Raw genomic sequence first — 13,228 nt, 5'->3', positions numbered from 1 at the left:
TTCCCGCTATCCCTAAAAAGCCTCATCCTAATCCAGCTCTAAATTCCTTAATTCCAATATTTTACCCGGAATTGCCCCGTCGGACCCTGGTCACCGCAAGTTTGCGACGCAAGCCCAAAAATATGCCACATGAAAACCTGTTGCACTACCCGCCATCCTACCTTTGCGTATGCACGATCATCAACACGATCACCATCACCATGCCCTCGATATCACCCATGTCAGCCGTATGCTGGTGGTGGGGATCATCCTGAACCTGGTGTTTGTGGTGGTGGAGTTTGTGGCCGGTTTTTTCTCTAATGCCTTGTCGCTGCTTTCGGATGCCGGACATAACCTTAGCGACGTGGCCAGCCTGGCGCTGGCATTGGCGGCGTTCAAGCTCCTCGCCGTGAAGCCTACCCCAAAGTACACCTATGGGTATCGAAAAGCCTCCATCCTCATCTCGCTCCTCAATGCGGTGATCCTGTTGATCGCCGTGGGCAGCATCGGGTACGAATCCTTCTATCGCTTCTTTTCACCAAAGCCCGTCCACACGGCCACCATCATTTGGGTGGCATCGGTCGGCATCGGCATCAATGCGCTGTCGGCCTTGTTGTTTTTCCGAAACAAAGAACAAGACCTCAACATCAAGGGCGCTTACCTCCACCTGCTGGTAGACGCGCTGGTTTCGGTTGGTGTGGTGGTGTCGGGGATTGTGATCTACTATACGCAGTGGCTGTGGATCGACCCGCTCATCAGCATCGTGATCATGGTCGTCATCATTTCCAGCACGTGGCGGCTGCTGCGCGATAGTCTGCTGCTTTCCATCGATGCGGTTCCGCGCGAGATCGACATGAACGCCATTCGCGCCGCGGCCTTGAAGTTGCCCGGCATCAAAGATATTCACCACATCCACGTGTGGGCGCTCAGCACGTCTGAGAATGCCTTGACTGCCCACCTGGTGCTGGGTGAAGCGCTTTCGCTAAAAGATAGCGCCGAGGTGAAACGAAAATTGAAACACGACCTGGAACACCTGGGCATTCAACATGCCACGTTGGAGACCGAAATATCGGATTGCCATGACGAATGCGGCACAACCGTTTAGCCTTGTGCACGTCTAGTGCGACACAAATTTCAATCCGACAATAGAAGCAATGAGCGTGGTCATAAAAAACATCCGCCAGAAATCGGCGGGTTCCTTAAAAATAAGAATCCCCACGATCACCGTCCCGACAGCACCAATGCCCGTCCACACCGCATAGGCTGTGCCGATCGGCAAGGTTTGGATGGCCTTGAACAACAGCACCATGCTGATGGTGGCCGACACAAAAAATCCTGCCAGCCAAAGCATCGACGCTGTGCCACTGGTTTCCTTTGCCTTTCCCAGGCACGCGGCAAAAACGACTTCAAAAATACCGGCGATAATCAGGATGATCCAGTTCATTTTTAGTTTTTCTTTCAGCGGGTGAATATACGATTTTTGCCCGGGGCGATACAGGGCGGTCGCGCTGATTTTTATTATCCTACCTTATCGATATACTTCAACACCCGTTTTGCCTTCCGGCTTGGCTTGAAGCGATACACAAAATTCAAACGGGCGTTGCCCGTGTTGAGCGTCACCTGTCCTTCGCCTCTGGCGTGCATATGAACCGCGTTGGTCAGATAAAGGGCACTGATGGCCCACACGCGGGTGTTGTATCCGCAAAAGACCCGAAAGAATGTATTGGGACTAAAGCCATACACCCACTCGCTTCCCGAGTTCTCGGAGATCTGGGTACCACCGTAGTCTAGGCTCACCGCCGCGGAAGCCGTGATGTAAAAATGTCTTCGGATAACGAGACTATACGCATACCCGACATTCGGCCCAAATTCAAAAAACTTCAGGTGGTCGGCGTTGCCCGTGGCCACGGGTTTGTCCACGGCCGTGGGCACAATGGTACTGTCGGCCAACACCGTGCCATAGTAGCCTTCGAGCCCGGCGATGAACGTGCCGGCAGATTTTTTTTGCCACTCGTTTTGGTGGAAGGCCGCGCGATAGGAAAACCGGTCGTGATTAAAAATATATTGTGTAGAAATACCGATGAGGTTCACTTTCAAATCGGGCCGCAGGTAATAGCTGTTGTCGGTAGTGATGTCGGTACCGGCCAAATAAAATCCCCGATAAAACTGACCGAATGCGTCGAGTATGATCTTGCGACTGTAGGTATGGAATTGCAGGTCGAGGTAGCGCGTGTCGCCCTTGCCGCGGTCGGGATTGAGAAAGCCAAAGCCATAGGCCAGGTTTAGGGTGGCCCATCGATAGGTGGCGCCCACTCCCATGTTCAAGGTCGTGTTGGGCCGGTATGAAAAGCTATAGCCTTCGGCAAAGTTCCGAAAGCGCAAGAGAGTATATTTCTTGGAGAAATAGTAGCGACCCGTGATCTGATTCTCATAGGAAGTATAGTAGGTGGTGTCGTGCAGGTCGGGCTTGTGTCTTTCTTTTTGTGATCGTGATTGCGCCTGCGTCGTGAGGGCAAGTAGGGTGAACGCCACGACCGCGAAAAAACGAAATAGCGCGATCATCAATCTACTTTTAAAAGTTGACACAACAGGACGCTGCCTTTGAACAACTTCAATCGTCTCTCACCCCATTCAAACCGGTCGGCGTCCTGGAGGGCTTTCATAAAAAGCGCCTCCACCGAAGAGGTACACGCCATTTTTGTGCGTGTGAGCTGTTGAAAGGCAATCGCATTTCCTTGTGTGATCAGTTTACCCGAAAATTCATTGCACCCGGTGTAGCCCATAATGGTGCCTGCACCAGGATTGAGTTCCATACGGGGTTGCCCGTGGGGATAATCTTTTTCCGTCACAGCAACACCGTCACCGAATTCCTTTAACACCCAAAGGTCGTGCAGTTTATAGTCAACGAGGTAGTGGCCGCATCCTTTGAACGTCTTATAGTCCGACGCCGCATTGTGTTTCACATCAACGCTTACCGTATAGGGAAATGTCTCGTCCGACATGTTATCGCGACACTCTTTTTTCTCGATCTGTACGATAAGCTCCACCGATGCACCCACCCCACGGTAGCGGGTCACCTTCGCATCCTGCGCCGACTGTGGTGGTGGAACAGGCGTGCTGATCGCCGCTTCATCGTTGAAGGATTTGAACATCATGATACTGTCAAAATCCACCTCCAGGATCCAGGAGGGCTCGTTGCCGGTGGCCACAAAGTCAATGCCTTTTTGAAAACGCGTGATGTCTGCCTCGCCGTTGTGCTCAGGGGGAGGAGCCACGGACGTAACAGTCGGGGCGGGCTTCACAGTCGAGCAACCGGCTGCAACAACGCAACTGGCCAGAAAAGAGAGGGTGGGCTTCATTTACGCGGATTTGAGTTCACTGCCATCCTGCAGCCTGCGCCGCATAGCTAAAGATAAGAAACAGATACCCCAATAACACCGGCCAGCCAGGTAATGTTATCGGCGCGTTCGAAGGGACCTTATGGCCGGAATTGCGCCACATCCAAAAGCATGTCCAGGTCGCGCTGCCCGATCTCATTGCTCCACGTCCGCCATTGAATAAACCGCCCCGCTCCTAATTTCTTTACCCAGCAAACCGGCCGGCCATATTCATTCGTCGCCAGCGTCTCGTTCACCGCGCCCGGCTTCACCGAAAAATAGCCTACAAAAAAATCACTCAGACCGTAGCGCTTCCCCGCGGCCGTCACCGCGCACGAATATTCACCGCCATCGTGAACCAGATCGAAGTCCATATCCAACAGGGCGTTGGCCACATCGGGTTTCTCGCCTAAAAAATTTCCTTTGTCATCAAACGAAACCAGGTTGGGCGCAAAGCTGGTCCAGACCACCGTGCCTCCCGCTTCGATATATCTCCTGAACGTTCCCGTCTTTTCATTTGGGGTCAACAGGTTGCGCGGAACAGTGCTGTGGTTGAAGATCAATACACTTGACGCTTTGTCCTTTATGCGATCGCTCATGAATTCTCTCAGCCCAGCCGAATCCAACGCCTGAATTTTTTGCGCTTGCAGGAAGGCTGTGATCTTTGGGTTGCCTTTCAAATAGTCATGCCCCAGGTCGGTCGCAAAAAAAGCCAGATGCTGCACGGGCTCATGCGCGCTTCCCTGCAAGGCGTACATCGCTCCATCGTCGCTCCCGATGTATACGGTCGCGCTATCGAGCACGGGCGACGAATAGATGCTGCCCTGCGTCTTGAACGTCCATTGCACTTTGCCGTTAGTCGCATCGAAGCCGTAGAGCTTGTTGTCGCCGCTGCCAACGATGACCGTATTTCCAGCTACTACGGGAGAAGAATACACATAGTCACCGGCTTCATACTTCCATACCTCTTTACCCGTCTGAAGATCGACCGCGGAGAACAATTTATTATCGGACCATCCGACAAACACTTTTCCTTGGTGCACCAACGGGGAGGATATGCTCCACGTGGGACCATAGGTAAATTTCCAAACCAATGTTTTTGTGGTCATGTCGACGGCATACAGATTTCCATCGCGCGAGCCAAACACGATTTTGTTATTGGTCACCACCGGCGTTGCATCGATGGCATTGCGGTCCCATCCGAAGTCTTCGGATTTGAGGTGAGCGCCTTCGGTTTCATAGCGCCATTGCAGCGTGCCCTTGGTTTTATCCAGCACGTAAAGAACACCATCGTAGCTCGCCACCAACAAACTCTTGTCCTGGATCACCGGCGTTGACCGGATGCGGCTGTTGGTTTTGAATTTCCACAACACTTTGCCATCCGAAGCCTGCAAGGCATAGCACATCCCATCTCCGGCACCTACGTAGAGCACGTCGTTTTCGATCACCGGTGTCGACTGGAAATATTCCCAGCCCCAAAAATGCGGCAGCAGGCTGCCCGTTTGGAATTTCCATCGCTCCTTGCCCGTCGCTGCGTCCACCGCATAAATGTTGAGGTCGCGGCTCGTGACATAGAGCGTGCCTTTGGCGAAAGCCGGTGTGCTGCTGATCGCGCCGGCCGTTTTAAACTTCCAGACCACATCGCCATTTTTGCGGGTCACGGCATAGAGATTTCCGTCGGCGCTGCCAAAATAGACCCGGTCCCCCGTCGCCAGCGCACTGCCGCGGATGCTGCCCTGTGTTTGCACTTTCCATTGCACGGCCGCAATGGATTTAAACCATGCATCTTTCAGGATGCGGCCGGAAGGATGGGCATTTTGCGCGCTCCCACGGTTTCCGGCGAACATCATAAAAACGATGACGAATAAGGCGATGGAGGTAGAAAATCTCATAGGGTAAGAAAAGGATTATCAAACAAGTATCGCATTAAAATCCAACTTATTAATCCCCCCGCACTCGTTATTTGGAGTGTCCGGGATCAAACAGTTTTGGCTAACTTTATTACCTTTGCCCTTCAAGTCGAGGTAAGCCTTTCTGCTCGGTACGCATGGCTCAGCACAATTACTGCCTCTTTTTTTCATCCATTAAATCTCAAAAGACTATGCAGATCACCAAAAACAAAGTAGCAGGCATTCATTATACGCTACGCGACAACGAAGGCACCATCATTGACACCAGCGACGGTCGCGACCCGTTATACTATCTTCACGGCGCAGGCAATTTGATCATCGGAATGGAAGAAGGACTCGAAGGGAAGTCGAAGGGTGATAAATTTCAATTGAAGATCGCTCCTGAAAAAGGCTATGGTCAGAAAGACCCTGCCATGACCCAGAAGGTTCCTCGTTCTGCCTTTGGCGACCAGGATGTGCGCGTGGGCATGAAGTTTTCCACCGACCGCGGCGATGTGGTGACGGTGACGGAAGTAGGCCTGGATTCGGTAACGGTTGATGCCAACCATCCGCTGGCCGGCGTAGAGCTGAATTTTGCCGTAGAGGTCATGGACGTGCGCAACGCCACCGAAGAAGAAATCACTCACGGCCACGTGCATGGCCCCGGTGGACATCATCATCATTGATCCTTGGATAAGACGGACGCCGTATTCAGCGTCCATCCTTATTTAGCCATGTTTACAAAAAAAAGAGGCTGCCCTGGGGTAGCCTTTTTTTTGTAGTTATTTCTTTTTGGCAGGTTTCTTCTTGGCAGGAGCTTTTTTCTTTGCCGCCGGTTTTTTCTTCGCCGGCAGCTTTTTCTTTGCCGCTACTTTTTTCACCGCGGGTTTCTTTTTTGCGGGCTTTGCTTTTGCGGGCTTTTCCAAACCGGGATCTTCAACGCCCAATTCCACCCGGGCCTTGCGGGTCAGGTTCGCTTTTATCAGTTCATAGGACTGACGAACAAAATATTCCCAGTCTTTCTGCTTCACCCGGTCGGGATTTTCGATGGAAACCCATTTGTTGCGAGCCATATAGGGCGCGGGTATAAAGCCATCGCGGGTGGATACTTCATCGAATTCTTCGTCGGTTACCTTAAAAGAAAAACGGTGTGGTGGTTCCAGGCCAACGACGCAAAACATTTTTTCGCCGATGGTAAAGCACAGATCGTTGCCCCACTTGATGTCTTCGCGAACAGCAGGAAGGGCGTTGCAAAAGTTCCGGAGGGTTTCTACGTCCATAGTAAGGTTGTGCAGTTAGAAGGAAAGCCCTTAAAAATCAGGGCAGGGAATGATGAGTTTATCTCTTGGCGGTTTGCGGGGGTTGCGCATAGGCCAGGTGTAGGTGAGGCTGATCTCGTGTGCTCCACCACTGCCGATCCCCAGTTTCGACACGGTATAGTCAAAGCTGTAGCCAATGTTGATGGCATCCTTGGCACCCAACTGCGTGAAGCCGATCAGCAACACAATCGACTCGTTGTTCACAAAGCCGTTCACCGATTTGAAGGGAATGCCGCGATACCAGGCACCCAGCACGAGTGGCGAGCTGGTAAAATAGAGTCCCAGATCCGCCTGGTCGAATTGTCCCTGGTGGCGGTATTGGAAGGCAGGAGCAATGCTGCGCTCGGTTTTCTTGGCGTATACGCCTTTACCCATGGAGCCCGACTTCAGGAAAAATTTAAAACCACCATGTACGGAAAGTTTCAGGGGCAGCGGGGTGTTTTCGCCGATCAGGCTTTGGTTGGGCTGCGTTAAATGCCAGGCAGAGACCCCGAGCCAGGCCGTGCGGGTAAAAAACACACCGCCCATCGACAAGTCGACAAACGTCTTTTTAAAGTTCGTATTGAACTGTTCGGCTGTGGGTTGATCCAGGAACTGGCCCGTGGTGGGGTCGTACTGGTCACCAAAAGTGAGCTTGCCGAAGTTGATATCACGGTTGTAGAGCGATACTTGTATGCCCGGGCGAAAGCCGAGGTTTTCATTGATCCTGAGCTCGTAGGCATATTGGAGGCCCACGCTAAGGGAACGCAGCCCGGCAAGTCCCTCGCGGTCGCGGGTGATGATCATCCCCACAGAGCTTTTATAATCCTCGATGTAATAGTCGAAGAAAGCCGATGTGGTGGTGAAATTTGCATCGATGGCGGGCCACTGATTGCGGTAGTTGATGCCGGCGCGGGCCTGACCCGTCGCCCCTGCCAACCCAGGGTTGAGGTAGAGCGGCGCGGCGTAAAACTGTGAAAATTGAGGGTCCTGGGCAGTTACCGTCCCCTCAAGCGCCAGTATTAACAGACTTAAAAGCAGGCATATCCTGTACATCAACTTCGGTGATTTTAAAGTACGCAATCAAGGCAAATTAAAAGTATATCGGAAATTTATGAAATAGTTTGTCGTTTCCGGTGTCCGTTGTCAGTTATATGGTCGATAGCAATCGCTGAACGTTTCGTCTCTTGATTTTCCCGTTCGGTAGGGTTAGCCTACCATGATGACGACAGATACATAGTAACGGTCTACAGATAACGATATTTTATGCAAATTGTATACTTTAATTAACCCTTGGCGTTTTACATTTGAACAAGGATAGTTTTGAGCGTAAGTTGAAGCGTGAATACCCTATGAAGAAACTGAATACTAAATTATTACGATCGTTCTTGCTCCTGCTGCTCCTGCCCGTCACCTTGATGGCGCAGAACTTCGCGAACTACAACTGGTATTTCGGGAACAGCCCACAGGGCGTTCGATTCAGTCGTTCGAGCAACACGGCCTCGCTGGTGAGCAACCAGGCCGTTCCCTTCGGCACCGGCGGTAGCGCCGTAGCCAGCGACCAAACCAACGGCGACTTGCTTTTTTACACGGATGGCGCCAAGATCTACGACATCACGAATGCCGTCATGCCCAATGGCACCGGCCTCAACGGATTCACCTCCGGCAACCAGCCTGTAACGGTGGCCAAAGTACCCGGTCAACTCAATCAGTTCTACGTCATCACCAACAGCGCTAATTTCACAACGGGAGGTTCGATCGAATACCGCATTGTCGACATGTCACTGTTTGGCAACGCCGCCTTCCCTACCCCCGCGCTGGGTGACGGAACCAACAACACCAACACGGCCATCGCCGGCCTGACCAATCGCTCGGAAGCGATGATCGCCATTCCCCACGACAACGGCGACGACTTCTGGCTCATCACCCACGCCAACGGCAGCCCTGACTACAGCGTGACCCTGGTGACCACTACGGGCCCTTCCACCACGACGACGTTTGCCGGTTTAGGATTGATCAACGTAGCCGCTAACTTCGCTTATCACGCCGGCACGAACCGCATCGCTGTATCGCCCCAGGAAGGCACACGCGACGCCGAGATCCTTACCTTTGATCCCGCGACCGGCGCACTCACTTTTCAACAACGCATTCTCAACTCCGGACTGCCCACCACCACCAATCAATCCATCTACGATATCGAGTTCAGCCCCAACGGCGACCTCGTGTATTTATCGCGTTCTGGTGAGGCCGGCATACAAGCCGATGTGTTGCAGTACAACCTGATTGGCGGCGTCACGGTATCGCTGGCCTCCGTGTTGCCCGATCCCAACACGATCGCCAGAAGCTATGGCTTACAGATCGGACCGGACAGCGCGATCTATCACCTCTATCAGGCCACCACGAACGGACCGTTCCTGTTGGGCAAGATCACCGATGCCGACTCCGTTGCACCGAAAGCGATCTACACCGCACAAGCCTTCCCCGGCAACATCGATTTTAAAGGCACACAGTTTCCTTCTTTCGCACCGCGCGACACGGTGGATCTGAAAGTGACATTCACCGCAGATGGTCTTTGCGCCAACTCGCCTACTTCGTTCTACCCAACGGTAACGCCCAGCGCAGACAGCCTTTCGTGGGACCTGGGTGATGGAACCGGAAAGAGCCACGACTGGAGCCCTGTTTACACGTATGCCAAAGACGGCACCTATTCCGTGACCGTGACAGCTTATTTGAATGGCCAGAAAGCAACCTATACCGCACCCGTTACCATCACGCCGTTTGACACGCAGATCAATCTCGTGCAGGATACCACAGCCTGTAGTTGTGAGCTGAAGGTGCAAAAAGCCTCACCGCCGAAACCCAGCTGCGGCAGAACCTTCAAAGTAACGGCTAAAGTGAACGGCTCCGGCTCGCCGCAACTGCAATGGTTCGGTCCTGGTGGTCTCATCCCCGGTGCTACGTCGGCAACGCTTCAACCGGATTCGGCCGGATATTACTATCTGGTGGCCACCGCGGGCGGATGCTCCACCTATGCCGGTGTGAATATCAAAGAATACGACGTGCAGGATCAGCGCGCCAACATCTGGTTCTTCGGCAAGAATGCCGGGCTTGATTTCAATCCACCCAATCCCAACAATCCAAGTCCGCCGCCCGTTCCTAACCCCATCAAGAACAACGTGATGGATGCCCCTGCGGGAACTTCTACCATCAGCGATCGCAACGGACAAGTCGTTTTATTTACCGACGGCAAAAGCGTGTGGAACCGACAGGAACAGTTGCTGTCAGCCGACATTGGTGGTGATCCGCTTTCCGCACAGGCCGCCCTCATCATTCCGGTGCCCGGCGATGAGACCCTTTACTATATCTTCACCACGAAAGCTGTTTATGGCGACGGCACTTTTGAGCTTCGCTATACGCTCTTCGACTTGAAAATGAACAACGGCACCGGTGGCCTAGTAGACCCGGACGGAAACCCCGCCACGACTTCGCCCAGCACGGTCTTGTTTACCAAGAGTACCGAACGCATCACCGGCAACGCCAACTGGCTCATCGCACACGAGTATGGAAACAATTCCTTCCGTGCCTATAAGATCTCTCAGCAAGGCATCGGCAACCCGGTGATCTCCAGCATCGGCTCCGACCACAACTATGCTACGGCTGCCAACGGCCAAGGCTATATGAAGCTCGGCGCAAAAAATCGCCTGGCGGTAGCGCTCTCCACACCCGGCGTGTCCAACGTGGTGGAAGTGTTCGACTTTGCCGATTCGTCGGGAACGGTGAGCAACTTCAGAACGGCCGATCTCAAAAATGCAAACGGACAAGTGTATGGCGTGGAGCTTTCGTCTGGCGGAAATAAGTTATTCGCTTCGCTGCAAGGCTCAGGCTCATCACAGATCGTCGAGTTTGCCTTCGACTCGCTGGGAATGCCCTACCTGAAAAAACCTCCGATAGCCCCCGTCGGCCAAAAACTTGGCGCTATCCAATTGGCACCCAACGGGCAGGTCTATGTGGCGGCCGAGGGCGACACTAAACTCGGCGTCATTACCGTGAATGAGGATACGGCGACAGTGTCCCAGTTCCAACCCAGCAAGCAAGACCTGCTGGCCGGAACCAATAGCCGCCTGGGTCTGCCAAACTTCATTCAAAACTTGGGGAATCCTATCCAAGGTCCGGGCTTGGCCGTCAACGGCAGTTGCGTACAAGACTCCATAAGCTTTGTCGGCACGCCTACCGACGCCATCGATACGTTAGACTGGACGCTTTTGCAAGGGGCGACGGTTTTGAAAAGTGTAAAGAATCAAGCGTCATTTAAATATTTGTTTGCTGCGCCAGGGAAGTATCAAGTCAAACTTCATTTACACAATCGCTGCGGACTGAATAAATTGCTCACACAAGACTTCGAGATCTTTGGCGCGCCGCCGGATCCCACAACCGCGGTGGTGCTCTGTCACGGGCCGGTAGCGATCGATGCCAATCCTAACGATTTGCCGGACCTCACCTACGCGTGGTCTACGGGAGCAACCACGGAAACGATCACGGTGAACAAAAAAGCTTTGTACAAAGTCACGGTCACCAACAAGGCGGGTTGTACAACGGACGGTGAGATCTTAGCTTCGGATAGCCGGCCGATCATTGAGCTGGGTCCAAACACCACGATTTGCCAAAATGTATCCATCGGCAATCTTGATGCACAGAACCCCGGTGCCACGTATGCTTGGACCAAGAATAATGTTGCTTCCGGAAACACGCGCCTGCAGGCTGTCGACACATCGGTGCCCAGCCCTCCTACGATTGAGTATGAAGTAACGGTAACGGACCCGATCAACACTTGCTTTGCAAAAGATTCGGTGATCTATACCATTAACCCGCTGCCCGTCATTGGACCGTTCAACACCACCAGTCCCACTACTTGCGGGGCGGCTGATGGAACGATCACAAATCTTAGCATCGGCGGCACACCCTCTACAACCCTGTATTCCTACTTCATCGTCGGTCCATCAACTTCCATCTCCGATACCGATCAAAGCGTAGGACCGCTCCCGGATGCGACGGGACTCGCTGCAGGAACCTACGGCATTACGGTGGCCGATCAGGTCACGGGTTGTGCGACAACAACCACCGCCAGCATAAATGACAATACCTTCCAGGTCAACGCCAGTGAGGCAGGAACACTCTGTGATCGCAAGATACAAGTTGCCCTCGTGGCCACGCCTGGTCCGATTACATACCCTGTAAACTACACGGTATACGACAAGTCCACTTTCACCCCAGTGGAGACCCTGACGGCCAATGGAACTCCTTTCTTAACCGGATCGATGAAAACCGACACCTATACGGTGCAGGTTAAATCCGGTGCCTGTACGGCAAGCGGAGATGTGAACATCACCGTCGGAGCTAAAGTCCCCGTAACCCTTGCGTCCGATGTTTGTACGACCCCGAATATAACCTTGACAGCAACAGGCCCAGCCGGTTCGACCTACTTGTGGTCTGGTCCCAATATTGTAGGATCCAATGCCGCTGGTCAAATTTTCGCTAACCCGCCCGTTGGCAATCAGACGTATAACATCAATATAAAACAAGCCACCTTCTGCGACTTGGATACCGTCATGACCGTATTTGTAGACAAGCCGCTATTGGCTAACTATACGCAAACAGACGCCTGTGCAAACCAAGTTACACTAAACGCCACACCAAACGGCGCCTTTACTTACTACTGGTTTGTGAACGCTGCTCCAACGCCCGATCCTACATTGGGTGGGCCAGTAGTCACCGTGCCCATCGCAAATGACGGCTTCACGTATGCTGTAACCATCAAAAGTCCTGTCACGGGATGTACCAATAACTTCTCGAATACTGTGCAGGTAGACGGCACGTTGACTGTAGCGCTAACCAGCACGCCAGCGTGCGAGGGATCGCCGTTTACACTAACGGCCACGCCGAGTCGTTCATCCGTGGTGTCCTGGGCCTTGAATGGCAACACCATCCCTAACCAAAGCAGTGGCACCTTACAAGATACGCGTGGCGGAAACTATACCGTCACGGTCACGGCGGCCACCTGCGTGGCTACGGCCGACATGGACGTGATCGTCAACCCCACAACACCCGGCTTTATGAAGGACGAGGCCCTGATCTGTCCTGACCCGGCAAACCCCGACCCCAACACCCGCGAAGTGGTGCTGGATCCAGGGGAGTTCACGTCGTATGACTGGTTCAAAGATGGGGTGACGTTGAAAATCACAACGCCTACGCTGACAGCTTCCGAGATCGGATTGTATTCGGTGAACCTTGTGAACGGCTTTGGTTGTGCCAGCAGCGACAAAACCCTGGTGAAGGAACAATGCGATCCCGTCATTGTCGGTCCCAACGCCTTCCGCCCGACCAGCGTCGTGCAGGGACAAGGCGGCGACTATGTGAACCAGACGTTCATGCTGTTTACCTTCTTTATCGACGACCAGAACTTCCAGGTCTTCATCTTCAACCGTTGGGGCGAGATGATCTACCAGTCCAATCAGCGCGACTTCAAGTGGAATGGCGGCTACAATAACAACGCCGGACAGCAGGCTCCACCCGGTACCTACACCTACCTGGTGCGCTATCAGAGCTCTTATCGCCCTGAAAAAGGCGTCCAGGAAAAACGCGGTGGAGTGGTGCTGCTTCGCTAACTTTACTACCGGAGCCCTGTTAT

9 protein-coding genes are annotated in these 13,228 nt (G+C 53.1%); 3 read left to right on the top strand and 6 right to left on the bottom strand.

All coding sequences use genetic code 11. The features are described 5' to 3' along the window. Positions 1-169: 169 nt before the first annotated feature. Complete coding sequence (locus D4L85_RS16895; protein WP_119755403.1) at positions 170-1,084, top strand: cation diffusion facilitator family transporter; 915 nt, start codon at positions 170-172, stop codon at positions 1,082-1,084. A gap of 12 nt (positions 1,085-1,096) precedes the next feature. Here the strand turns inward: D4L85_RS16895 and D4L85_RS16890 are convergent, their stop codons facing one another. The 4 genes from D4L85_RS16890 to D4L85_RS16875 form a co-directional block, all read right to left on the bottom strand. Further along, positions 1,097-1,423, bottom strand: coding sequence for a DMT family transporter (locus D4L85_RS16890; protein WP_119755402.1), 327 nt, complete (start codon positions 1,421-1,423; stop codon positions 1,097-1,099). Positions 1,424-1,497: 74 nt separating this feature from the next. Next, on the bottom strand, positions 1,498-2,541 hold the full coding sequence (locus D4L85_RS16885) for a DUF4421 domain-containing protein (protein WP_119755401.1): 1,044 nt from the start codon (positions 2,539-2,541) through the stop codon (positions 1,498-1,500). Beyond that, positions 2,541-3,338: an META domain-containing protein gene (locus D4L85_RS16880; protein WP_119755400.1), complete on the bottom strand. Its 798-nt coding sequence runs from the start codon at positions 3,336-3,338 to the stop codon at positions 2,541-2,543. The genes D4L85_RS16885 and D4L85_RS16880 overlap by 1 nt, the downstream gene beginning before the upstream one ends. Before the next feature lie 119 nt (positions 3,339-3,457). Continuing rightward, positions 3,458-5,248 carry an outer membrane protein assembly factor BamB family protein gene (locus D4L85_RS16875; RefSeq protein ID WP_119755399.1) on the bottom strand — a complete coding sequence of 597 codons (1,791 nt, stop codon included), beginning with the start codon at positions 5,246-5,248 and terminating at the stop codon, positions 3,458-3,460. A gap of 209 nt (positions 5,249-5,457) precedes the next feature. Here D4L85_RS16875 and D4L85_RS16870 point away from each other — a divergent pair, with 209 nt between their 5' ends. Further along, positions 5,458-5,931 (top strand): FKBP-type peptidyl-prolyl cis-trans isomerase, encoded by a 474-nt coding sequence (locus D4L85_RS16870; protein ID WP_119755398.1) that lies wholly within the window; start codon positions 5,458-5,460, stop codon positions 5,929-5,931. Between the two features lie 96 nt (positions 5,932-6,027). Here the strand turns inward: D4L85_RS16870 and D4L85_RS16865 are convergent, their stop codons facing one another. Next, complete coding sequence (locus D4L85_RS16865) at positions 6,028-6,525, bottom strand: MmcQ/YjbR family DNA-binding protein (protein ID WP_185154867.1); 498 nt, start codon at positions 6,523-6,525, stop codon at positions 6,028-6,030. 30 nt (positions 6,526-6,555) lie between these two features. Continuing rightward, positions 6,556-7,599: a PorP/SprF family type IX secretion system membrane protein gene (locus D4L85_RS16860; protein ID WP_119755397.1), complete on the bottom strand. Its 1,044-nt coding sequence runs from the start codon at positions 7,597-7,599 to the stop codon at positions 6,556-6,558. A gap of 296 nt (positions 7,600-7,895) precedes the next feature. Here D4L85_RS16860 and D4L85_RS16855 point away from each other — a divergent pair, with 296 nt between their 5' ends. Further along, entirely contained in the window at positions 7,896-13,205 is a 5,310-nt protein-coding gene (locus D4L85_RS16855; protein ID WP_119755396.1) for a PKD domain-containing protein, read from the top strand. Positions 13,206-13,228 lie beyond the last annotated feature (23 nt).

Source organism: Chryseolinea soli (genome assembly GCF_003589925.1).
Lineage (GTDB): Bacteria > Bacteroidota > Bacteroidia > Cytophagales > Cyclobacteriaceae > Chryseolinea > Chryseolinea soli.
Note: the sequence above shows the minus strand (reverse complement) of the source record. Positions and strands in the feature narration are given on the sequence as shown.